The 24527-nt window shown below is 55.5% G+C and carries 18 protein-coding genes; 9 read left to right on the top strand and 9 right to left on the bottom strand.

Going from position 1 to position 24527, the window contains the following annotated elements:
• Positions 1 to 68: 68 nt before the first annotated feature.
• From mtnA to rdgC, 8 genes are all read left to right on the top strand, one after another.
• A complete protein-coding gene (gene mtnA / locus GURA_RS21980; protein WP_011941095.1) occupies positions 69 to 1109 on the top strand; it encodes an S-methyl-5-thioribose-1-phosphate isomerase in 1041 nt (346 codons plus the stop codon).
• Complete coding sequence (glnE, locus tag GURA_RS21975) at positions 1106 to 4282, top strand: bifunctional [glutamate--ammonia ligase]-adenylyl-L-tyrosine phosphorylase/[glutamate--ammonia-ligase] adenylyltransferase (protein WP_011941094.1); 3177 nt, start codon at positions 1106 to 1108, stop codon at positions 4280 to 4282. Before mtnA ends, glnE begins: the two co-directional genes overlap by 4 nt.
• A gap of 41 nt (positions 4283 to 4323) precedes the next feature.
• Entirely contained in the window at positions 4324 to 4710 is a 387-nt protein-coding gene (gene ybgC / locus GURA_RS21970) for a tol-pal system-associated acyl-CoA thioesterase (protein ID WP_011941093.1), read from the top strand.
• A gap of 29 nt (positions 4711 to 4739) precedes the next feature.
• Positions 4740 to 5855: a YeeE/YedE family protein gene (locus GURA_RS21965; protein WP_041245612.1), complete on the top strand. Its 1116-nt coding sequence runs from the start codon at positions 4740 to 4742 to the stop codon at positions 5853 to 5855.
• 60 nt (positions 5856 to 5915) lie between these two features.
• Positions 5916 to 6170, top strand: a complete 255-nt coding sequence (locus GURA_RS21960; RefSeq protein ID WP_041245611.1) for a sulfurtransferase TusA family protein — start codon at positions 5916 to 5918, stop codon at positions 6168 to 6170.
• Positions 6171 to 6188: 18 nt separating this feature from the next.
• Positions 6189 to 7196, top strand: coding sequence for a PAS domain-containing protein (locus tag GURA_RS21955; RefSeq protein WP_011941090.1), 1008 nt, complete (start codon positions 6189 to 6191; stop codon positions 7194 to 7196).
• Positions 7197 to 7296: 100 nt separating this feature from the next.
• Positions 7297 to 7590, top strand: a complete 294-nt coding sequence (locus tag GURA_RS21950; RefSeq protein ID WP_011941089.1) for a hypothetical protein — start codon at positions 7297 to 7299, stop codon at positions 7588 to 7590.
• 105 nt (positions 7591 to 7695) lie between these two features.
• Positions 7696 to 8871, top strand: a complete 1176-nt coding sequence (gene rdgC / locus GURA_RS21945; protein WP_011941088.1) for a recombination-associated protein RdgC — start codon at positions 7696 to 7698, stop codon at positions 8869 to 8871.
• Positions 8872 to 8904: 33 nt separating this feature from the next.
• Here the strand turns inward: rdgC and GURA_RS21940 are convergent, their stop codons facing one another.
• From GURA_RS21940 to ileS, 3 genes are all read right to left on the bottom strand, one after another.
• Positions 8905 to 9105 (bottom strand): hypothetical protein, encoded by a 201-nt coding sequence (locus tag GURA_RS21940; protein ID WP_041245610.1) that lies wholly within the window; start codon positions 9103 to 9105, stop codon positions 8905 to 8907.
• Positions 9106 to 9421: 316 nt separating this feature from the next.
• Positions 9422 to 9913 carry a signal peptidase II gene (gene lspA / locus GURA_RS21935; protein WP_011941087.1) on the bottom strand — a complete coding sequence of 164 codons (492 nt, stop codon included), beginning with the start codon at positions 9911 to 9913 and terminating at the stop codon, positions 9422 to 9424.
• Positions 9914 to 9940: 27 nt separating this feature from the next.
• The gene (gene ileS, locus GURA_RS21930) at positions 9941 to 12715 is read right to left on the bottom strand and encodes an isoleucine--tRNA ligase (protein WP_011941086.1); all 2775 of its coding nucleotides are present in this window, start codon (positions 12713 to 12715) and stop codon (positions 9941 to 9943) included.
• A 155-nt stretch (positions 12716 to 12870) separates the two neighbouring features.
• Between ileS and GURA_RS21925 the strand changes: the two genes are divergently transcribed.
• Positions 12871 to 14688 carry a KUP/HAK/KT family potassium transporter gene (locus tag GURA_RS21925; RefSeq protein ID WP_011941085.1) on the top strand — a complete coding sequence of 606 codons (1818 nt, stop codon included), beginning with the start codon at positions 12871 to 12873 and terminating at the stop codon, positions 14686 to 14688.
• Positions 14689 to 14702: 14 nt separating this feature from the next.
• On the opposite strand, the gene GURA_RS21920 is transcribed toward GURA_RS21925, so the two are convergent.
• The 6 genes from GURA_RS21920 to groES form a co-directional block, all read right to left on the bottom strand.
• Positions 14703 to 17015, bottom strand: coding sequence for a serine protein kinase PrkA (locus GURA_RS21920; protein WP_011941084.1), 2313 nt, complete (start codon positions 17013 to 17015; stop codon positions 14703 to 14705).
• The gene (locus GURA_RS21915) at positions 17016 to 18656 is read right to left on the bottom strand and encodes a SpoVR family protein (RefSeq protein WP_041245609.1); all 1641 of its coding nucleotides are present in this window, start codon (positions 18654 to 18656) and stop codon (positions 17016 to 17018) included.
• Positions 18657 to 18726: 70 nt separating this feature from the next.
• Positions 18727 to 20094, bottom strand: coding sequence for a DUF444 family protein (locus GURA_RS21910; RefSeq protein WP_011941082.1), 1368 nt, complete (start codon positions 20092 to 20094; stop codon positions 18727 to 18729).
• 22 nt (positions 20095 to 20116) lie between these two features.
• Entirely contained in the window at positions 20117 to 22177 is a 2061-nt protein-coding gene (locus GURA_RS21905) for a serine protein kinase PrkA (RefSeq protein WP_011941081.1), read from the bottom strand.
• Between the two features lie 224 nt (positions 22178 to 22401).
• The gene (gene groL, locus GURA_RS21900) at positions 22402 to 24051 is read right to left on the bottom strand and encodes a chaperonin GroEL (protein WP_011941080.1); all 1650 of its coding nucleotides are present in this window, start codon (positions 24049 to 24051) and stop codon (positions 22402 to 22404) included.
• 43 nt (positions 24052 to 24094) lie between these two features.
• A complete protein-coding gene (gene groES, locus GURA_RS21895) occupies positions 24095 to 24385 on the bottom strand; it encodes a co-chaperone GroES (protein WP_011941079.1) in 291 nt (96 codons plus the stop codon).
• Positions 24386 to 24527 lie beyond the last annotated feature (142 nt).

The raw sequence follows: 24527 nt of genomic DNA, 5'->3' as shown, positions 1-24527 counted from the left end.
GCGAAAAGCGGTTCAATAATTTCAAAGGTTTTCTCTGTGTCTCTGTGGCAGATTTATAAGAGGTTATTATGTCCTTTAGAACAATTGAATGGCGCGACAACAAGGTGGTTATGATCGACCAGACCCGGCTTCCCGGCGAAGAGGTCTACAACGAATACACGGACTTCCAGAGCGTGGCCGAGGCGATCCGCGGCATGATCATCCGCGGCGCGCCGGCCATCGGTGTGGCTGCGGCCATGGGGATCGCCCTCGGCGCCCGGGAGATCATCGCCGACACCCATGAATCGTTCTTCCGCCAGCTGGACAACGTCTGCAACGTCATGGCCCGCACCCGCCCCACGGCGGTCAACCTGTTCTGGGCCATCGAGCGGATGAAACGGGTGGCCGAGTCCCATCGGGACAAGGACCTCAACTCCATCCGGGAAATCCTCAAGGCGGAGGCGATCCGCATCGAGGAGGAGGATCTGGAGATCTGCCGGGCCATCGGCCGCAACGGCGCGCCCCTCATCAAGGAGGGGGCGACCATCCTCACCCACTGCAACGCCGGCGGTTTGGCCACGGCCGGCTATGGCACCGCCCTCGGCGTCATCCGTGCCGCCCATGAGGCGGGGAAGCGGATCCAGGTCTTTGCCGACGAGACTCGTCCCTGGCTCCAGGGGGCCCGTCTCACCTCGTGGGAACTGATGAAGGACGGCATTCCCGTCACCCTTATTTCAGACAACATGGCCGGCTACTTCATGAGAAAAGGGGAGATCGACGTCTGCGTCGTCGGCGCCGACCGTATCGCCGCCAACGGCGATACGGCCAACAAGATCGGCACCTATTCCGTCGCGGTGCTGGCGAAGGAGAACAAGATCCCCTTCTACGTGGCCGCCCCCGTCTCGACCCTCGACCTGTCCCTTAAGAGCGGTGAAGATATCCCCATCGAGGAGCGCCATTCACGGGAAGTCACCCATCTCCAGGGATTGCCCGTCGCCCCCGAAGGGGTGAAAGTGCGCAATCCGGCCTTCGACGTCACTCCTGCCCGTTACATTGCCGGCATCATCACCGAAAAAGGGGTGGTGCGGGGCGATTACGAGAAGGAACTCAGGGCTCTGGTGGGCCGATGAACCGCAATGCGGAGTTTGCCGAGGAACTCCAGGCTGCCCTTGCCTTAGACCCGGAAAACGGGGACCGCCAGCTCATATCATGCCTCGAATCGAGAGGGTTCGGCTACGGTCCTCGCTCCGCCGCCAATCTGCGCCTGCTCGCCTACATATTCCCCCCCGAAAGCCTCCGCGCCATCGCCCTGGCCGCCCTGGCAACCCCCCTGCCGGACATGGCCCTCAACAACCTGGAGAGGATCGGATCCGTCGTTCCGCGCGAAGAATTGCTCGCCGCATGCGGCAAGAAGGCGATGCTCGCCAGGCTGATCAACATCTGCGGTTCTTCGCCGTTTCTCACTAACATCATTTGCCGTGACCCCCTGTATTTCCGGGAGCTCTTCACCCGCCGACAGATCGACGTCGGACGGAGCGAGGCGGAAACCCTTGCCCTCCTCCGTAGCCAGCTCGCCCCGGATGCCGATTACCAGGCGATCCTGCCGTTTCTCCGCCGCTTCAAATTTGTGGAAATCCTGCGCATTGCGGCCCGCGACCTGAATGGCTTAGCCGCGCTGGAAGAGGTGACGGCCGAACTCTCGGGACTTGCGGCGGCAACGCTCCAGGTTGCTTACGAGGTGGCGCGCCGGCAACTGGTGGGGGAGCATGGCATTCCCCTGATGCAAACCCCTTCCGGAGAGCGGGAAGCCGATCTGGTCGTTATCGGCATGGGGAAACTGGGCGGACGGGAGCTCAATTTTTCCTCGGACATCGACATCATCTACTTCTATTCCTCCGACCAGGGAGAAACGAGCGGTATCGATGACGGCCAGGGATGGGTACGGGGCAAGATCTCGCTCCACGCCTTCTTCGTCAAATTGGCGGAGATGATCGGTAAGGCGATCTCCCAAGTGACCGACGACGGCTTCGTCTTCCGTGTCGATCTGGGATTGCGGCCGGAGGGGAAGAGCGGTGACGTGGCTACTTCCATCCGTTCCGCCGAGATCTATTACGAATCGTGGGGGCAGTCGTGGGAGCGGTCGGCCATGCTGAAGGCGCGTCCGGTGGCAGGCTCGCTGGAGCTCGGCGAGCAGTTCCTCCGTGTCATCGAGCCGTTTGTCTATCGCAAGTATCTGGATTACAACCTGATCGAAGACATCATGGGGATGAAGAAGAAGATAGATGCTTCTCTGGCCAGGTCGCAGGAAGGGGAATACAACATCAAGCTCGGGCGGGGGGGGATTCGCGAAATCGAGTTCTTCATCCAGGCGTTACAGCTCGTCTATGCCGGGAAGAACCCGGCCTTACGGGTGAAAAATTCGTTGCTCGCGCTGATCGCGTTGCGCGACGCCCGCATTATCCCGGCAGATGACTGCGCGGCCCTCAGCGATGCATACCGCTTCCTCCGCTTTGTCGAGCATCGGATCCAGGTGGTCCAGGAGCGGCAGAGCCACAGCCTGCCGCGCAAGGAAGACGAACTGCGGGCATTGGCCCGCCGTTGCGGCTATCTCCGCCCCAATGGCCCGGCGAAATTTACGGAGACGCTGGAAGCCCACCGTCAAAGGGTTTCCTCCATCTACGGCGCGCTGTTCCTCTCCCGCGACGAACGACTTAAGGAAGAGCTCCAGCCGGAGGTTTACTACTTTTTCGACCGCAAGGCAGCCCCCGATCTGATCAAAGACATGCTCGCCGAGCGCCGCTTTGAAAATGTCGATGCTGCGTACGAAAACCTGCTGCTGCTGCGCGATGGTCCGCCGCGAGCCCATCTCACCGAACGAGCCCGGCGCATCCTGGAAAACATCGCCCCCCTCCTCTTGCAGGAGATATTCGCCTCCCCTGACCCGGACATGGCCCTCACCAACCTGGAGCGCTTTCTCTGCGCGGTCGGTTCCCGCTCCACGTTCTACGCCCTGCTCGCAGAAAACCGCGAGATACTCAAACTCATGGTTTCCCTGTTCGGCATGTCGGAGTTCCTGTCGAAAATCTTCGTCAGCCATCCCGAGCTTCTCGACAGCATGGTCTCCCGCGCCTATGCTTCATTCCTCAAGGAACGAGATGTGATGGAAAGAGAACTGGCTGTTTTGCTGGAGCAGGCGGATGATTTCGAGGAGAAGCTTGACGCCCTGCGCCGCTTCCGCCATGAGGAGTTCCTCCGTATCGGCATGAACGACATCTACGGCAAGGTAGGGCAGACCGAGATAGCCATGCAGCTCACCCACTTGGCCGAGGTTTGCCTGGCGGCAGCCTGCCGGATGGGCAAGTCGGAACTCAGCCGTTTCGGCAGGCCGACGTACCGCGATGAAGAAGGCGCGGTGAAAGAGGCCCGTTTCGCCATCCTTGCCATGGGCAAGCTGGGGGGAAACGAGCTCAATTACCATTCCGACCTGGACATCATCTACATCTACGACTACCAGGGGTACACGGACGGCGAAAAGCAGATCACAAACCACGAATATTTTGCCAAGCTGGCGCAGAAGATCATTCTGATACTCACAACCCAGACCCGCGAGGGGTATGTGTACAAGATCGATACCCGCCTCCGCCCGTCGGGCAATGCCGGGCCGCTTGTCACCTCCCTGGAGTCGTTCAGGAACTATCACCGGGAAGAGGCCCAGATCTGGGAGCGCCAGGCCTTGACCCGCGCCCGGGTGGCTTTGGGAGACGAACCGCTCAAGGGGGGGATCGAGGAGATCGTCCGCCATACGGTTTACGGCAGAAGCGCCGATGATGCGGTGCGAAAAGAGATCCACCGGCTGCGGATGCGGATGGAGACCGAACTGGCAAAAGAGTCGGAGGGGAACTACAACATCAAGACCGGCCGCGGCGGGATCGTTGACATAGAATTCATTGTCCAGTTCCTCCAGCTCAAGCAAGGCAAGGAATTCCCGGAAATCCGCAGCACCAACACCCTGATGGCGCTTAAGGCGATGAAGGCGAGCCGCCTCCTGGCAGACGCCGATTTCTCCGCCCTCCAGAACGGCTACAAATTCCTCCGCCGCCTGGAAAACCGGCTGCGCATCATCCACGATTATTCCATAAACGACCTTGGCGGGCCGATGAAATACCTGAACAAGCTGGCCCGCCGCCTGGGCTACGACCCGAAGCTGAAAAATCCCGGGGAGGCCCTGATGCGGGATTACGAACAGGTAACCTTTGCCGTGCGCCAGGTGTACGACCGGATTTTCGTCGCCGGTGAAAACTGACGGAAAGCTCGTTGCCGCAGAGCCGGCAACCGGAGGAGCCCTTGGAAATACGAATCTACTATGAGGATACCGATGCGGGAGGGGTGGTCTACCATGCCAACTACCTCCGTTACTTTGAGCGGGCGCGGACCGAGTTTATGCGCGAACGGGGCCTGTCGGTACTGGAACTCCATGAGCGCGGCTGCATCTTCCCGGTGGTCAGGGTAGAAGTCGACTTTCGTGCCCCGGCCAGACATGACGACCTGCTACGGATCGAAACCGAAGTGCTGGAAGTGGGGAAGACCTCTTTTATTCTCGGTCAGCAGGTGGTCCGGGCGGTTGACGGAAAGCTTCTCGTTGCCGGCAAGGTGACGTTGGTCTGTGTCGGCCCCGAGATGAAGGCAAAACGGTTGCCGGACGAACTTGTTCAGGTCCTCACCGGTGTTTAAAGGAAAAATCATAATATTCGGCGGTATTATTGGATAACAGCGCCTTTCCTCTCATCATAAGCCTTTCTCTCCTTTTCGGCTTGGCGACGGGCTTCATCATGCACCGTTCCGATTTCTGCATGGCGGGAATGTTTCGCGACCTTTTCCTTTTCAGACAAAACTCCATGTTACGCATCCTGGCGTTGGCGGTCATCGCCAGCATGGCGCTTTTCGAAGCGGCACGGCAAACGGGGCTTTTGCTCTACCCATTCCCGCTTTTTGGCTCCCCGTCTCTGGCCAATCTTGTCGGCGGGCTGATCTTTGGTATCGGCATGGTGCTGGCCGGTGGCTGCGTGGCCGGGATCCTCTACAAAATGGGGGCCGGCAGCCTGCTGAGCGCCATCGCCTTTGCCGGTCTCATAGCCGGCAGTACCGTCTACGCGGAAATTCATCCCTGGTGGGGGGAGTTTGCCCGGGCGACCACCATCTTCAAGGGCAAAGTCACAATACCTCAGATAATGGGTATTGATCCGGCGTCGGTTATAGTGGCAGTCCTGGCCGTGGCCCTTTTTCTTTTCCATAGATGGTTCAGGGAGGGTAAATGGGCGCGTCGCTCCCGCGCCGAGGGATATCTGCAGCCGTGGAAAGCCGCCCTGCTTCTTGCCCTGATCGGTCTCTGTTCTGCGCTCATCATCGGCATGCCGTTAGGGATAACCACGGCGTATGCAAAGATGGGCGCGTATCTTGAAAACGCCTTCTTCCCGGCGCATACGGCCGGATTAGCCTATTTTCAGGCGATCCCCCTTGACTATATCAGCCCCGTAGGCAATACTCATCTGGTCGGTGGCCCTGGTTGGCGCTTTGACGCTATTGCGGCAGTCCAATTCCCGCTGGTATCAGGCATCGTAGCCGGAGGGACGTTATCCGCTCTCCTGCTCGGAGAATTCAAGATCTATTTCAGGATTCCGGTCAGGCAATGCCTTTCCGCTTTTGCCGGAGGGACAATCATGGGAATGGCGTCCCGCATGGCGCCTGCCTGTAATATATGGCACCTCTTGGGGGGGCTGCCGATTCTCGCGGGACAGAGCGTGTTGTTTTTGTCGGGACTCTTCGCCGGAGCATGGCTGGGGAGCCGGATACTGGTGAAATGGGTTGTCAGGTGCTGATCGGTTTGCGGGTATCCTTGGCGGGAAATTGCGTAAAACGTACATAAGGAAATGATGACCATGAGTGATGACAATCAAAGGGTGATCGAGCTCGACCTGCGTGGACAGATATGCCCGTCAACATTACTGCGTGCCCTGAAAGAGATGAACGGCCACCGGCAAGAACTGAAAAGCAGGAGCGTAAAGCTGGTATTCAAGACCGACAACAGGGATTCGACCATCACCATACCCGACTCTGCCGTCAATATGGGATATGAGGCAAGCGTTACTAAAGAAGCGGATTATTACCGGATCGTCGTGGAGAGCGACAAGTGACGCTACTGGGCGTGGTGCATGAAACTAATTGAAAAAGTTAAACATCTGCTCAACGACTTTACCGGTCTCAGTGAACTCAGCCGGCTATCCGCGGAAAATGAATCATTGCGCCAAAGGGAAAGGACTGCAATCAACTACGTGCGGAGCAAGGTCAACCAGCTGTTGCTGGTGATGGGAACATTGCCGCTCCGGCACGAAGAGCTGGATGAGAAGACGCTCCTGGAACTCGACCCTATCGGCATTATCGCGGATTCCTTTACCCAGGTGCTGGAGCATCTCAACGAGACCAATGAAAAGCTGCAGGTGACCCGCGACGAAATCCAGGCGATTCTGACCATTGCCGGGGTCGGCATACTGGTCGTCGATGACAGGATGCGCATCCAGGCCTACAACCTGAAACTGAAAGAGTTGTTTCTCAAGGATCAAAGCGATGTGATCGGGCAGACCTGTTGTTCTATCCTCTGCGGCGTGGCCTGTCCTCCTTCCGACTGCACCTTCGAGAAGATCATGGCAACGCGGATCGGAACTCATCGGCCCGACTGGGTGTACAGGGACCGCCACTTCGATGTGTCCGGAACCCCGATCAAGAACAGGTACGGCGAAATCAATCGCGTGGTCCTCGTCTATACGGATATTACGGACAGAAAACGCATGGAAGAGGCTTTGCGCGAAAGCGGAAAGATGTACGGCGATATGTTCGAGAACGCCGGCGATCTTATCGTGAGCATCGACCCTGATGGATTTTTCCTCTACGCCAATCGTGCCTGTTGCGAGGCCCTCGGCTATAGCCGGGAAGAGTTAGCCGGTCTTAGCCTGTCCGAAGTCATTCATCCAGACCATCGTTCCCACTGTATCGCTCAGTTCAGGCAATTGCAGACCGGGCAGAAGATCGGTCGCGTCGATGCAGCGTTTATCGCCAAAGACGGCACAGCCGTGAGCGTTGACGGCAGTATGAGTTGCGGCTTCAAGGGTGGAGAGCCGACCGTTACCTGCGGAATTTTCCGCAAGCATGACAGCTCGGTCTGATCCTCACTTTTCCCATCCGGCCAAGGCGAATTTTCCTCTTTTTATCGGGCGTGATCTCGTCAAATCAATACCTACTATCATCGTCATGTCAGGAGAAAATATGGGCATTACAATCAAGCCGTCAGATCTTCAGTTCAAATATCCGAAAGATACGGCCAACCGCGACAAACCGAAATTCAGCGGCAAGCCGGACGCGGAAGCGTTCAACCGGGACGACCTCTACGAGGTCATTCCTATGCTGGAGGCGGTCATGGACGCTCTCGGCAGCGACGACGGCAGGGTTCTCCACATTCTGGAAGAAATCCTCAACGAGATGCCCCGCTTCATCAATAAACGCGAAGAAGTGTTCGACTGCCTGGTTGACGCCATGCGTGACAGGCTCGCCTTGATTTGAAATTGGGATTACCCCCCCGCTGACCCTCCATCACAATTTGCTTGCCCCGTGCCCGGAAAAGGTGTATCACTCTTTGCTTTCAATTTTCAGCGAAGGAGAATCACCATGGGTATTTTGTCAAACACCGTCAGTATTTGCCAGTTCCGGGTCGCCGGGGATCTCCCCGTCTCGGATCTGTTTCAATGGGCGTCAGAACGCCTGTCCAGGAACGGCTTTCAGCCTATCGACCAGGGGGCGGCCGAGCTTTCCACCGGCTGGGTCCACCTGGATGACCATCGTGAAAGCGGCTTTGCCGTGCCGGCTGCATTCTGGAGAGATCACTACCTGGCTTTCACCCTGCGCCGCGACCAGCGCCGTTTGCCGGCAGCTCTGCTCAAGGCCTATCTGCAGGTGGCGGAACATGAGCATCTTGCCGCTAATCCGGGTCTTTCCCGAGTGCCGAAGCAGAAACGGGAAGAGCTTAAGGACGCGGTGCGTGTAGCGCTCTTGGCCAGGACCCTGCCTGTGCCGTCTACCTGGGACGCCGTCTGGGATACGAGGAGCGGCCTGGTAACCTTTACTTCCCTGTCCCCTGCCATCGTCGAGCAGTTCGAGGCCCAGTTCAAGAAGACCTTCGAAGGATTGCGCCTTGTGGCCGTTCATCCCTTTGCCCGGGCTGAACAGGTGGTTGACGAAGGGCTGAAGCCGGCGCTCGACCAGGCCAACCAGGCAGGGAGCGAGGCGGTCATTGACCTCATCAGGAGTAACCAGTGGCTTGGGTGGGATTTTTTTCTCTGGCTCATGTTCCGCACCATGCAAGATACATCCGAATACCGGGTCAGCCGTCCGGGACCGGCCCAGGAGAACGAGCCGTTCGTGGCCTACATCAATGACCGCCTGGTATTGCTCTGCGCAGGAGAGAACGGCCTGCAGAAGATCACCGTTGCCGGCCCGCAGGATCATTTCAGCGAGGTGCGCACCGCCCTTAAGACCGGCAAGCGGATCACCGAGGCGACCCTCTACCTAGAGAAGGATGAGCATACCTGGCGGGTGACGCTGAAGGGTGAGATGTTCCACTTTGCTTCGTTAAAAGCGCCGGCGGTAAGGATAGAGAAGGATGACAGCGTTGACGAGGTAAGCGAACGGGAGGCGGTTTTTTTTGAACGGATGTTTGTCCTTGAACAGGGGATGCAGTTATTCGACAGTCTTTATGCAGCCTTCCTGGCCCTGCGCCTCGGCGCCGGTTGGGGCGAAGAGGAACGGCGGATCGGCGAATGGCTGGCAGCCGGCGAGGCTGCCTAGGATGATAAGGTCTTGGGGGGGGCTAGGGACAGACTAAACTACGATGGTTTCAGTGTTGGCCAATATATCCTTTGGAATAAACACAGTTGTCAGTGTGTCGCCATTGACGATCTTTACCACACCGAAGCCCTCCTCCATCTGTTGGCGCGCCGATACTCTCAACCAGTTTTCGCCTTCCAGCCGATAGCCGTATTCCCTTAGTTTGACAATCTGGGTTCTTGGCAAATGTCTCATCTGATCGGTCTCCTTTTTCACGATGGGACGTTTTCCAATTCCAAATCAAGGCGCTATCTTCGTTGGCTCGTCTTCGGCTCCTTAACGTACTATCTGTACGCCTTCGTCGCCTCAATCCTCGCCGCCTTGATTTCATCCTTGATTTGAAATTGGAATTAGATTTGATATATACGTCCACCGTTGCTTCGACACATGAGACATATAATCGGCTGAATTTGCTGGAACTTTAATTATTTCGGGAATCGCCTTTTGCGTGCAGGCGCATGTTAGATGAAAAAAGCCCCTGGAGAACTGATCTCCAGGGGCTTTGCTGCGCCTAATCCTTCTGTTTCTTTTGCCGCTGTTCCTCCAGGAACATGTCGATGGCCAGGAGGAAGACGCCGACGCAGATGGCCGAGTCGGCCACGTTGAAGGCGGGCCAATGGTGTTCGTACCAATGGGCGTCGAGGAAGTCGATCACCTCGCCGAGCCGGACCCGGTCGATGAGATTGCCGAGAGCCCCGGACAGGATGAGGGAGAGGGAGAGGGCGGCGAATTTCTGGTCGGGGCGCAGTTTATAGATAACGCTGATGATGACGACGACGGCGACCAGCGACACGAGGATGAAGAAGGGTATGCGGTAGTTGAAGTTGGAGAGGAAGCTGAATGCAGCCCCCTTGTTGCGCATGTAGGTGATGTTGAAGAAGTTCTGCACCACGGTTATGGAGCTGTGGAGGTCCATGACCTTATTGACGAAGAGCTTCGTCGCCTGGTCGATGCCGATCACCAGGATCGATACGGTAAGGAGGATGAGATATTTCAGTTTCATATAAGAGTCCGTAGTGTTAAATGTGATCTATTTCACTGCGGCCAGGCATTTCGGGCAGATGGTCGGATGTTCGCTGTCCCGGCCGAGCTCCTCGTCGTAGCACCAGCAGCGCTCGCATTTTTCTCCCGGCGCGGCCGTCACCCGGATCTGCAGGCCGGCAATTCCTTCTGCCATGTAGCTTTCACCGGGGATATCGTCCACCAGTTCTGCCTTGGAAACGATGAAGATGCTCTTCAGTTCCGCAGCATACGGCTGCAACTGTTGGCGAAGTTCCGCAGGGGCTTTGAGCGCGACGGCGGCATCCAGGGAGTGGCCGATGACCTTCTGTACGCGGGACTGCTCCAGTGCCTTGGAAACCTCGGCGCGCACCCGCATGATGGTTTCCCATCGTTCCACCAGCCCGTCGTCTTTCTGCTCCGGTCGCAGCTCCGGGAACTGGGCCAGGTGCACGTTCTCTTCTGCAGGGGTTGGCATGTAGCGCCAGACTTCATCGGCTGTGAAGGAGAGGACCGGGGCGACAAGCTTCACCAGGGTGTCGAGAATCTGATACATGGCGGTCTGGGCGCTTCTCCTCTCCAGGGAGTCCTTCTTGCTCGTGTAGACCCGGTCCTTGAGGATATCCAGGTAAAAGGCGCTCATCTCCACGGTGCAAAATCCGTTGACCGCGTGGTAGAGCACATGGAACTCGCAGGCGTCATAGGCCTTGAGCACCTTTTCCTTCAAAAGCTCCAGTTGGTGCAGCGCCCAGCGGTCGATCTCCGGCATGTCTCCGTAGGGAACGCTGTCGGCTTTGGGGTCGAAGTCCCCGATGTTGCCGAGGATGTAGCGGCAGGTGTTGCGGATGCGGCGATAGGCCTCGGAAAGCCGGGTAAGGATCTCCTGGGAGATGCGCAGGTCGTCGCGGTAGTCCTGGGCTGCAACCCAGAGACGCAGCACTTCGGCGCCGTATTTCTTGATCACGTCTTCCGGTGCGACCACGTTCCCCACCGATTTGCTCATCTTGCGACCGCTGCCGTCAACGACGAAGCCGTGGGTCAGGACGGATTTGTAGGGGGCAACTCCCCGTGTGCCGACACTGGCCAAAAGAGACGAGTGGAACCAGCCGCGGTGCTGGTCGCTCCCCTCCAGGTACATGTCAGCAGGTGAGGAGAGGTTTGGTCGGTGCTCTAAGACGGCGGCGTGGGAAACGCCTGAATCAAACCAGACGTCGAGGATGTCCATCTCCTTGTCGAACTCTTCCTTGCCGCAGGACGGGCACTTTGTCCCCGGCGGGAGCAGTTCGCCCGCTTCACGGTCATACCAGATATCCGAGCCGTCTTTTTCGAAGAGGTCGGCCACATGGTGCATGATCCGGCCATCGGCCAAGGCCTCACCGCATGCCTTGCAGTAAAAGACGGTGATCGGCACCCCCCAGTTGCGCTGACGCGAAACGCACCAGTCCGGACGGTTTTCGATCATCCCGTAGATCCGCTCTTTGCCCCACTTGGGGATCCAGTTGACGGTGTTTATCTCATTGAGCGCCTTTTTGCGCAGATCGTTACTCTCCATGCCGATGAACCACTGCTCGGTGGCACGGAAGATGATCGGCTTTTTGCAGCGCCAGCAGTGGGGATATGAGTGGGTGATTTCCGCCTTGCCGACCAGCGCCCCTACCTCCTGAAGCTTTTCAATGACCTGCTGGTTTGCGTCAAAGACAAACTGGCCGGCGAAAAACTCGACGTTTTCCAGGAAGCGTCCCCGGTTGTCCACCGGATTGTAGATGTCGAGGCCGAACCTGAGCCCCAGCTCGTAGTCTTCCTGCCCGTGACCGGGGGCGGTATGAACGCAGCCGGTGCCCGCTTCCAGGGTAACGTGCTCGCCGAGGAGAACCACGGAATCCCGATCGTAGAACGGGTGCCGGCAAAGTTTTTTCTCCAGGAGGTCGGCCCTGAAGGTGGCGATGACCTCGCCTTGCAGGCCGGTGGCCTTGAGAAAGCTCTCCTTGAGCCCGTCAGCTACGATCAGCACTTCGCTCCCCGTGTCAAGCGCCACGTAGTCGAACTCGGGATGCATGGCTATGGCCAGGTTGGCCGGGAGGGTCCAGGGGGTGGTGGTCCAGATCACCAGCGAAACCTTTTTTCCTGCCAGGGCCGGGATCTGTCCGGAAAGGTCTTCTTTCAGGAGGAACTTGACAAAGACCGACGGCGATTTGTGGTCCGCATACTCCACCTCGGCCTCTGCCAGGGCGGTGCCGCACGACGAACACCAGTGGACCGGTTTCTTCCCCTTGTAGAGGCCGCCGTTTTCGGCGAATCTGGCCAGCTCGTGGGCGGTTATTCCCTCGTAGCTGTAGTGCATGGTCAGGTAGGGGTTGTCCCACTCTCCCAGGACGCCGAGGCGTTCGAACTCTTTCTTTTGGATATCCACGAACTTTGCGGCATATTCCCGGCAGAGTTTGCGCATCTCCAGCTTGGAGATCTCGTGTTTCTTCGAACCGAGGTTCTTCTCCACCTGGAGTTCGATAGGGAGTCCGTGGCAGTCCCAGCCGGGAATGTAGGGGGCGTCAAAACCGCTCATCCTCTTGCTTTTCAGGACGATGTCCTTGAGGATCTTGTTGAGGGCGTGGCCGATGTGGATATGGCCGTTGGCGTACGGGGGGCCGTCATGGAGGATGTAGTGCGGTTTACCTTTGCCGGCTTCTTCCAGCTTCTGGTAAAGACCGCTCTTTTCCCAGTTGTCCAGGATCTCCAGCTCTTTCTGTGCCAGATTTGCTTTCATGGGAAATGCGGTAACAGGGAGATTAAGGGTGTCTTTGTATTCCATTGCCAGTTCCTCCGGAAATCCATCCGCAAATGATGCAAAAAACGACTCAACCTACTAGGAAACCATTGAAAAGTCAAGGGTAAAGGGGGATTTGTATTGTATTCCATCGGGCTAAATGGTATAAATCCCGCTGTTTTGTCGGAGGACGGATTCTTATGAAAAAGCATACTGAATCGTACTGGGAGGGAGTCGTCAAGTCCATGGGGCTTGTTTTCGGCGACATCGGCACCAGCCCCATCTATACCCTGACCGTAATCTTTGCCCTGACCAAGCCGACAGAGGCCAATGTTTTCGGAATTCTTTCCATGGTCGTCTGGACCCTTATCATCCTGGTTACCGTTGAATATGCCTGGCTTGCCATGAGTCTGGGGCGCAAGGGGGAAGGGGGGACCATCGTTCTCAAGGAGATTCTGATCAGGCTCTTGAAGCCGGGTCGGCAGATCGCCTTTGTCGGCTTCCTCTCTTTCGTCGGGGTTTCGCTACTCTTGGGGGATGGGGTCATCACCCCCGCCATCAGTATCCTGTCGGCTGTGGAAGGTCTGGTGCTGATTCCCGGCCTGGAAAGCATGCGCCTGGGAACCCTGATCCTGATCGCCGCGCTGATCGCGGTGGTGCTCTTTATCTTCCAGTTCAAGGGTACCGACAAGGTGGCGGCTGCGTTCGGACCGCTGATGGTGCTCTGGTTCGGGGCGCTGACCGTGTCCGGGCTGGTCTCCATCGCCACTTTCCCGAAAATCCTGGGAGCAGTGAGTCCCCACTATGCAATCAACTTTTTCAGGGATAACGGCATATCGGCTTTCTTCGTCCTTTCCGAGGTAATCCTCTGCGCCACCGGCGGCGAGGCTTTATACGCCGACATGGGACATCTGGGGCGGCGCCCAATCATCAGGGCGTGGTACTTTGTCTTTGTCGCCCTGATCATCAACTATCTCGGGCAGGGGGCCTTTGCCTTACAGCATGGGGATGCAAAAAACTTCCTCTTCAACATGGTTCAGGGGCAATCGCAACTCCTCTACATTCCGTTCCTGATCCTCACCATTCTTGCCACGGTCATCGCCTCCCAGGCCCTGATCAGCGGGGTCTTCTCCATTGTCTACCAGGGAATTACCACCCGTATCATGCCGCTGATGAAGGTCGACTACACCTCCAGCCACCTCAAATCCCAGATATATATCGGCTCGGTCAACTGGTTCCTGATGCTGCTGGTCATCTTCATCATGCTCATCTTCCAGAAATCGGAAAACCTGGCAGCAGCATACGGCCTTGCGGTCACCGGCACCATGACCATCACCGGCATCATGATGACCATCATCTTTGCCCACACCACCAAGAAATGGAAGGTTCCCGTTGCCGTGGCGGTGACCATTGTCGATGTCGTATTTCTTATCTCCAACCTGAACAAGCTCCCCCATGGCGGCTACTGGTCGATCATCCTCGCCTCCGTTCCGTTTGCCACCATCCTTATCTGGACCAAGGGGCAACAGGCACTGTATCGGGCACTGAAGCCGCTGGACATGGAGACTTTTCTGCTCAGTTATGAACAGATCTACGCCAAGGGAAAGAATATCACCGGCACAGGTCTGTTCTTTACCAGGGAATGGAACGTCATTCCTCCCTACGTGGTGCACTGCATCATTCGCAGCAACATCATCTACGAGAGGAACATCTTCATCTCCATCGTCAGAACCGACGAGCCTTTCGGCCTGAAATCCGAGCTGAAGACGGGCTTTGGACCCGGTCTGGATGCTTTTGAGATAAAGGCTGGTTACATGGAAGTGATTGATATTGAGAAACTGCTGAAAAAGCACGATATTCAGGAAAAGGTCATTTTTTACGGCATCGAGGATATCGCAACCATGAACCCGGTCTGGCGGGTCTTTTCGGTGATCAAGAAGCTCACGCCCAATTTCGTCCAGTTCAACAAGCTGCCGGCGAGCAAGTTGCAAGGGGTGGTGACCAGAGTGGAAATGTAGGGTTATCTTCCCGCTTATTGGGCGAAAGGGTCTTGCGTATGCCTGGCGAATCTCTTCGCCAGGTCGGTGTCGATCACATAGACGCAGACTTCTCTGGCGCCATGCTTGTTGTAGCGGTATTTCTTGCCCAGATTGTTCATCAGGAAGGTAACATCGTCCCGGATCTTCTTGTCGTAGGTCTTGAATTCCTCCTTGCCGTAGTCCTTTATCGCCCGCCGGAAGTTGGCGTTTTCCAGGAACGGGTCTAGCACTTTTTCCTTCAGATTGAAGATGTACCGCTCACGCAACGCTTGAAAGAGCGTTGATTCGTTGATCTGTTTTCCCTCCGTCATCATTTCCTGGGTCAATGTCCTTGCCGCATACTCTTTCTGCGTTTCCCGGCGGAAGGCCAGGCGCTTTTCCGGTTCCGTCCCCATCCCCAGCAGCCGGTTCTCTATCCCTTCGAAAAAACTCTCGCTTATCTGAAGTTTATCGCCGGTGAATTTACAGGTCTCGACCCTTCCCGGTTCAAAGTTTATGGCAAAGAGGTAATTCATGATCTCCCGGGAAATCTGCTCCTCGTTGTAATAGTAGAGGGATTCCTTCACTTCCTGCAAAACCGTGAAGTTGTAGAGGCGCTGCAGGGAATCCGTGAACCCTTCGGGGATCGAGTTGCCCAGTTCCGGGCGGACTTTAGTGAAGTAATTGCACAGGATCGACATGTTGATCAGCTTGTCCTTCCGCGCATAGGTGGAATAGAAATCATTGAAGATATTGATGGCGTCCCGGCCGGAAAAGCCGTGTTCACCTTCGTTTTCCGATTCGGCGATGATTTTCCGCCGCCGTTTGGCCGTCAACTTCTTCCGGTCTTCATCCGAAAGCCAGGGGGGGATGTGGCCGGTGTAAATCTCCATCTTGAGGAGTTGCAGGTTCTCGTCACAAAACATCCCGTATCTGTCCGGCTCGTAGATCCATTCCTGCATGGCTTCCGATGTAATCTTCAAGCGGGTGGAGATGATGATCCGGGCGAAGTTGTGCAGGACCCTGGGGAGAAAACTCTCATCGATATGCTTGCCGAAAATGTTCCGGTAAATCTCCACCTCGGTGTTCAGGTCGAGCACGTAGGGGATCTTTATGTACTGGATGCGGTCTGAGAATGAAGCAAACTGTTCGATGTTTTTTTTGTCCTCCGGGTTCATGAGGGCGATAAAGAGCGAGTCTACGTTTTCTTCCAGGTCTTCGACCTTGTGAACCCCTTCGCTGATGATATTGTGGAGCTCCATCAGACGTTCCGTGTTATGGGACTTGATGTCCATGAGTGCGTAAATGCCGTTGTTGGTCTTGGTATACTGGGAAAAGATGTATTTAACCTGGTTACTGTCCCTGAGCAGGGCATTTACACGGTTTTGCAGCATCTCGTTGGAGAATACGGTCTGCTTTGTCGGTTTGTCGCCGGGGTTGAAAACGCTGATCCCTTCGCCGAGGCGCCTGTTGAAGCGGTAGGGGTGCGCATATACCATCTTGAGCACCTGCGCCGGGTCCTTCAATTTTCTCAGGAGCGCCTGGTAGAGGGAACTGCAGATGGTGCAGGGATTGCTTTTAAAGACCCATTCATATTCCTTTTCAGTGAACAGCCGCCATTTCACCTCGTCGTTTTTGAACAGGTCGTCGAAAAATTGCCGCCTGAAATCCTTGGGGATCATGAGGATCGGGTTGTCGTGGCTGGGGCAGGGTATTTCGACGAAGTCGTCCATGCCGTGCAATGCGCTTTTAGCCTCGATGATCTCGTTCTGGTCGAATTCGTATTCGTCGATGAGCTTGGACAACTTGTCGAGAAAATGGGCTGTCTCGTGTCTGACGAAATTGCCCAGCAGTTGCCGGTCGAGCCTCCAGACCGTTTCAAAGCGCAAACCCTCCTCCGTGTTGGCGTATTTTTCGAATTTCAAGAGCAGGTTGTTGAGGAAGGTGCTCTTGCCGCTGCCGGGTGGGCCCTCGAAAATATAGATCTTGTTCTGCTGCGTTCCCCGTTTCCAGGAAGTGACCAGGTTGACCAACCGATTGGCGAAGAGACGGTCGGCGAAGAAGGGGTGGTCGGTATACTCGACGAAGAGCCGGTAGCAGTCGTATGAAGCGAAATGAATGGACTCCGGGTCGTCCGGATATTCGTCAGCCCTTTCGCCGATGTGACTCATGATCATGTCATGGAACACCTGGAAAACATTGCGAATAACCTTGGTCGGATTGGCGCTGAGCAGTTCGAGGAACTCTTCGAACGGCATGGGTTCGCGCTGGTTCCAGCCGGTGATGCTCCGGTTTATGTGCTGCATTGCCTTGGAAATATCATCCATTTAGCTGTCCGCCTGAACAAAGGTTTTCGAGAGCTTGCGATTCTTCATCGTGTAGAGGACCCGCTGCCAGACCACCTGCGGTTCCTTGGCGCCGGCTGCGGAATACGTTTCCATGTCCTGGGCCGGGGGCTCGATTTCACTCGTCTCCAATTGGACCGTCCCCCCCCACAGGTATTCTATCCCCATCATGGTGTTGGCGATGAATTCCTTCACCAGGGGCTTTTCCTCGAAGCGGTGGACGAGATAGAGGGAATCGTCTTCCCCCTTTGCCGGGTCAATTTCGATGCGGGGCGGATGGTAGAGGGTATCAATGAGCATCTTGCGGTAATCCTTGGCTTTGCGGCTCTTCACGTAATATTCCCAGACCATTTTCCCCTGGTTCAGCCTCTTGTCGACGACAAACAGCTTGTGGCCGGTGACGAAATCCTGATCGACAAAGGTATCGATAAACGTGAAATCGCAGAAGTTTTCCCTGACCCTGAAGATATAATCCAACCCCGCCGCGGTCCCTGCATCGAATTTTTCCCGTGCGTGGCTGTCCTTCAGCATCTGGAACTTTATGGATATTTTCCCCTTGTCCGCCATTTCTTCGATGGTTGAAAAGAGCCGCATCCCGAGTGCATAAGGATTGAGCCCCACCCGCGGCAGAGATGTAACTCCGGCGTGGACCCGGGCGAAATCCACCTCATGTCCCTTGATCCGGTCATCCTGGAGGAAGAGCTTTTCATGCCAGTAGCTGGCCCACCCTTCGTTCATTATTTTCGTCCTGATCTGCGGCTGGAAATATATGGAGGTTTTGCGCACTACTTCAAGAACGGTTTTCATCCACTTATTTTCGTCCTTGTTGAGAAATGGCGAGTACTCCATCAGGTGCTGCATCAGGTCGAGTTTCGGCGTCACCTTTGTCCGTAGGCTTTTGATGTAGACCGTTTCCAGTTCCGGGTACTTTTTCTGAGCGTCGGCAAAAAAGGATTTTTCCCCCATCTCGCCGTATCTGTTTTTGCAGTCGTTGTAGCGCTCTATCTCATGTACGTATTCGTGAATCTTCACCTTTTTGACCGACTGGAGAAAAACGTCGAAGTAGTAATCAAGTCGTTTCGAAAGCGATGGAATGGTGGCGCGGTTCAGGCGGGAGAGTTCGTCGTAATAACCGACCAGATTGTCGACGCTGCGGCCGAATTCAATGACGTAATCCACCCAACGCCCTTTTTCCGATCTCAACCTGGCAATCAGCCGCTTGTCGGCGAGGGCCTGGCCGGTGAGGTCGTAGTCCCAGGTGTGGCGAAAGAAGAGGTTGTTCTGAAAAAAATCGATGTGCGCCAGCACATGGTAGAAGATCATCACGTTCAGCCAGTCGGGGTTGTTGTCGTTATAAAAGGATATGGGGGGGTGGGTGTTGATGACCGTTTCGTAGGGATTATGCGGGTAGAGTTCGTATTTCCCTTTTCCTTTCAGGACCTCAACATCATTGACCCAGTAATCATAGAGCGTCGGGATCATAACCTTGGGGGAGAGCTCCAGCATGTCCCGGTTGGTGACGATATACTCGAGGGTTTCATCCTGAAAGCGCAGCCCGGCTTCCCTGGCCCTTTCCTTGCACCCTTCCATGATCTTTTTTGTATGCTGATTAATTAGTTCCATAGCCCACATCCAGGTTCGAGGTTCGAGGTTCGAGGTTCGAGGTTCGAGGTTAAAGGTTTTTTCCTCGTTCCTAAGAAATAAGTTTCTTGATCCCCTCGATCAGGCGCGGCTCTTCAGCGTCCTCGCCCATGACGTCGAGCCTTAACAGCTCCGGTTTTTCCTTGAGCAGCCCCGATTGATTCAGGTATCGCTCCACTTCCGTGTTGCCTGCAGCCGAGTAACCGTGTTCTGCGATGGTTATTCCCACCCTGTTGGAATAGGTAAGCATTTTCTTCAATTCCGGGATGGCCTCGCTCCCCTCGGTGTCCCAATCGTCACCGTCGGTGCCGTGAAATACATAGATGTTGTAATCTTTTGCCAGGCTTTCCCGTTCAACGATTTCGTTCACCAAGCGGTAAGCGGTGGCAACTTTAGTGCCACCGGCGACCTGCAGGTTGTAGTAGGTGTGGAAATCAGGCACTTCCTTTGCCTGGTTGTCGTGGAGGATGAAGCGCGACTCGACCTGTCGGGCGAATTGATAGAGGAGCCAGCTGTAGATCATTACATGCTGGGAAACCACCAGTTCCGAGGCCTTTCCTGCCATGGAGCCCGAATAGTCACGGAGGAAGAAAACAAGGGCCTGCGATTCGTAATCGATTTCCCTGGAGAGGATACGATAGATCTTATCCTTGGGCGAGATCAGAAAACGGGTCGTGTCGATATCGGTGATATCAGGTACATTGCCCAGGTTGATATTGGTTTCCAGAATTTTCCGCAGCGTGGCTTTTTTGTCGAGAAGCTGGCCGAAACCGCGATTCTTATCGGTTAGATGATAGGTATAGCGGGTGAGAGAGCTCTTTTTCCCCTTATCCTTGAGGTTTGGAAGCTCGAATTTTTCCGTGAGAATTTTTCCCAGGTCGTAGGCGCTCGATTCCATTTCATGGGATTCGCCTTCTCCTCCGCCTGCCGCTCCTTCACCCTCTCCACCTTCAGGACGGACCGGCTGTTCGCCGACCACCTCACCTTCTTCCCCTTCGCCGGTTCCGCCGGTCGGCTCTCCTTCACCCGTAGGCGTAGTGACCCGGTCATGGAGAAATTTTTCTTCGACCGTAGTCGGAACCACCACGAACTTTTCCTTCCCGCCACGAGCCGGTTTGACCAGCTTTCCCACCCGGATTTTGCGCGGGAAACCGTCCTTTTCCCTCATCTTGTCACGCTCCAGCAATTCGTCGATGGAGCGAATCCTCATGGTATAGGTGCCTTGCAGCGTCGGTGACGCTTCAATGGCTGAGAAATTGTCATAACCGTCAAGACGCTCCTCACCGCTGATGTCCTCTGAAGCGTGGTCGACGGGGTCTTGGCTGCCCTCGTCATGCAACTCGCTTAGAAGACGCTCCTTGCGGTCGGGGGGGAGGCCTTGTCCTTTTATATTGGTTAAATGTGCCTTCGGATCACTCATAAAAAACGGACCTTTGACGGATCTATATTTCATCCTCTTGGGTGCAGAAATATTCGATGGTTTTCTGCGCGCAGGTTCTGCAGTAATTGAGTTTTTTCAGCATGGTATTGATCATCCGGTCATACAGTTTCTGATTTTCCTCATTGGTACGGTTGGCCAGGGCGCCGATCAGGCTGCCTGCTCCGGCAATGTCCGATTTGAGCCGCACGTCGGTGACCGCCTTGACCAGTTCCAGGTTATCCATGAAGTCGTAATTGGGCTCAACTGAAATCTTTTGGCCGTAAATCTTGCGTATCGACGTCCTGAACGCCTCGCGCTGCTCTTCCGTTTTCAGCCCCAGCCGGTCTTCGATATTCCTTACGTAACGTTCGTCGATCTTGAGCGCCTTCAGTTCCCCGGTCTGTGGGTCCTTGTATTTCCACATCTTGTCCGGCCCCAGGTTTTCAGCGTCTATGCCGATAATCATGTTCACGTAGTTCATGACGTCCTTGCGGATGGCATAGGGTTCGTCCATGTAGGCGTTGAACATCTCGGTCATGATCCGCTCCCGGTACAGTCCTTTGGCAGTTTTAAGGTCTTCCAGGTACTTGGCCCGGTCACCGGCGTCTGAAACATAGTCGAGAACCACTCGTTCCAAAGCCTTGAAAACGTCATAGGCTATCATGCAGCGCCCCTCATTGGTTTCCGAGCTTTCCACCATGAGCTGCACGGCCCTTCCCAGGTTCCTCTGGCCGAGTCCTTTCTGACCGAACCGCTTGGTGATGTCCGGTTCCTGGCTGAGAAGATCGACAACCTCGGCGAGGGTCTTCAGGCTCTTCTCACCGGCAATCTCACCGGCTGCCAGTTTCAGCGTCTCAATCGCAGTAAGCTTTTCGGAGCGGGGGAGCCGGGTCATTACCGTGGCCACCGAGGCCGCGTAATTGAGGTTCGGGTCCTGGTGCAACTCTTCCTTGGTCAAGGTGGTCTTTGTTTCGCTGCCGATGGCGTAGTTTGTCAGTTCCTCCTGCATGCGGTAGTTGGTGTTGTGGGAAACGTAGCAGACCCGGCACCGGTCTATAATCGGCGCCTCTTCTTTTTCCGCCAGAAAGTGGTTGAATTCGGAGTTGTTGCTGGTGGCGATGATCAGGGTGTCGATGGGCCAGCGGTAGCCGTCGATCTCGATCATCCGGTTCTGGATGACCCCGAGATAGACCTGGACCAGGTCTTTCTTGTTCTTGTAGATCTCGTCGCTGAAGTGGATGCCGCCGCCGGCGACCCTTGCCAGGGCCCCCCGGCGCAGGTCAAACCGGTAGGGGTTGTTGATGTCGGTGATATGGAGCAGCCGTTGGATCGACTCTTCGCCGAGCAGGTCAACGGCAGACGAGGTGATCTTGTCCTTTGCCGCGTATTTCCCGGTAATCGTGCCGAGGGTTTCGCTCAGCGGCACCGGCACCACCTCGACGAAGGCGAGCATGTCATCGATATTTCCGCCGGTGTACTTTCTGATGTCGTTCCACATATAGCCGCTGCATGCCCCGAGGGGGCGGTAGTCCTGATAGAGGTCCTCGATCTCCCGGTCCGTGAAGCCGAACGACTTGGCGAGGTACTCCTTATTATCATCGCTGTTTTCAAAGAGGTTCATGGCCAGGATCATCGGGTCTTCGTAGGTCTGGGACTCGATGACCGAGATCCGTCCGTAGCTGCCGAGCTTGTCCATGTTGACGAGTTGGTAGGTGTAACGGCGGTTTTCAGCTCTGCTCAGGAACTGTCGATACTTGGTGCAGAGGTATTCGACGAAGAAAGTCTTGCCGTTGCCGGGCTCCCCGACGAGGACAAAGGCCATTTCCTTGGAAGAACCGCCCTCGGCCGCATCCTTGACAAAGGAGACGAAGCTGTTGATTTCATCGTACATGCCGACCGGATGCTTCCTGCCGCTGCGAAATATCTGGAAATCGTAAGTGGTTTTGCCGTTGACGACGATCTTCTCGATCTTGCCTTCGAGGATCATCCTCGCCACCGCTTGGAAGGCGTTTTCGAAACTTCGCTTTCCTTCCTTGACGGCGGCAAGGTGCTGGTTAAGAGTACCGGTATCGTTGCTGTTCATAGCTGCCCCCCATGATCGATTTTATGGGATATGTTCGCATGTTGTATTCACGGTATTAATTATTACATAAAATTTCGCTTCTCCAAGTACTAAACCCAGAAAAAGCAGCAGGAAGCAGAAACGTCGGATTTGTCGTGATAGTAATACTGGGGAGTGGCAGCCATAAAAAAACGGGAGCAGACAATGTCCGCTCCCGTTTTTATTGCTTCGACTAAAGACCGCAATTACATCATGCCGCCCATTCCGCCCATGCCACCCATGCCGCCCATGCCACCCGGCATAGCAGGCATTGAGCCTTCTTCTTTCGGCTTGTCGGCGATCATCGCCTCGGTGGTCAGCATCAGACCGGCTATGGAAGAGGCGTTTTGCAGCGCGCTGCGGGAAACCTTGGTCGGATCGATGATGCCGGCCTGGATCATGTCGACGTACTCGTCGTCGGCAGCGTTGTAACCGAATGCGTCTTTACCGTTCTTCACCTTGTCGACAACAATGGAACCGTCGACACCGGCATTCTGGGCGATTTGACGGATCGGCTCTTCCAGTGCGCGCTTGATGACATTAACGCCGAACTGCTGCTCGGTGGAGAGATCCAGGCTGTCAAGGGCTGACATGGCGCGCAGGTAAGCAACGCCGCCTCCGGGGACGATCCCTTCGTCAACGGCAGCGCGGGTTGCATGGAGGGCGTCCTCAACGCGGGCTTTCTTCTCTTTCATTTCCACTTCGGTAGCCGCGCCGACTTTGATCACGGCAACGCCGCCGACCAGTTTGGCAAGCCGCTCCTGGAGTTTCTCGCGGTCGTAGTCGCTGGTGGTTTCTTCGATCTGGGCGCGGATCATTTTCACCCGGCCCTGGATTTCAGCTTCGGAGCCGGCGCCGTCGATGATGGTGGTATTGTCCTTGTCAACGGTGATTTTCTTTGCCTGGCCGAGCATATCCATGGTGGTGTTTTCGAGTTTGAAGCCGATTTCCTCGGAGATCACCTTGCCGCCGGTGAGAACCGCGATGTCTTCCAGCATGGCCTTGCGGCGATCGCCGAAGCCGGGAGCTTTTACGGCGCATATGTTCAGTACGCCGCGCAGTTTGTTGACGACGAGAGTGGCGAGGGCTTCGCCTTCGATGTCTTCGGCAATGATGATTAGAGGGCGGCCGGATTTGGCGGTCTGCTCAAGAACCGGGAGAAGGTCTTTCATGTTGGAGATTTTCTTGTCGTGGATCAGGATGTTGGCGTTTTCCAGGGTTGCTTCCATACGCTCCGGATCGGTAACGAAGTAGGGGGAGAGGTAGCCGCGGTCGAACTGCATCCCTTCGACGGTTTCCAGGGTCGTTTCCATCGCCTTTGCTTCCTCGACGGTGATGACCCCTTCTTTGCCGACCTTTTCCATTGCCTCGGCGATGATGTCGCCGATGGTCTTGTCGTTGTTGGCGGAAATGGTGCCTACCTGGGCGATTTCCTTGTGGTCCTTGATCGGTTTGGAAATGTTTTTCAGCTCTGCGACGAGGGTTTCAACAGCCTTGTCGATGCCGCGCTTGATTTCCATCGGGTTGTGGCCTGCTGCAACCAGCTTGGCACCCTGGCGATAGATCGCCTGTGCGAGAACGGTAGCGGTAGTGGTGCCGTCGCCGGCAACGTCGGAAGTCTTGGAGGCAACTTCTTTGACGAGCTGTGCGCCCATGTTCTCGAACTTGTCATCCAGTTCGATTTCCTTTGCCACGGTAACGCCGTCCTTGGTGATGAGCGGGGCGCCGAAAGATTTCTCGATTACAACGTTGCGTCCTTTGGGGCCGAGGGTTACTTTTACTGCGTCAGCCAGTGTATTTACGCCTTTCAAGAAAGCGTTTCTGCCTTCCTGGTCAAATTTGATGATTTTTGCCATTGTTTAATATCCTCCTTGGATTGATTCAGTCTATGTATTGGAATTATTTCTCGATGACGCCGAGGATGTCGTCTTCTCTCATGATGAGGAAATCCTGGCCTTCGACCTTGATCTCTGTGCCGGAGTATTTGCCGAAGAGCACCTTGTCGCCTACCTTGACGTCCAGCGGCAGAACTTTGCCGTCTTCGGTCCTTTTCCCATTGCCTACAGCCACGACTTCACCCTCCATCGGCTTTTCCTTGGCTGTTTCGGGGATGAAAATCCCGCCGGCGGTTTTTGTCTCCTCTTCGACTCTTTTCACGATAATACGGTCCTGCATCGGTCTCAGCTTCATGCGATACTTCTCCTTTCTTTCTTTGGGATAAATGGTTCTCTTGTTGGTTGAAAAAATATTAGCACTCCAAGCTGCCGAGTGCTAATGATGGGCTAAATATAAACAGGGTATGGGTAAAAATCAAGGCATTAATCAAAAAAAA

The organism is Geotalea uraniireducens Rf4, assembly GCF_000016745.1.
Lineage (GTDB): Bacteria > Desulfobacterota > Desulfuromonadia > Geobacterales > Geobacteraceae > Geotalea > Geotalea uraniireducens.
This window is presented reverse-complemented; position numbering and strand designations above follow the sequence as displayed.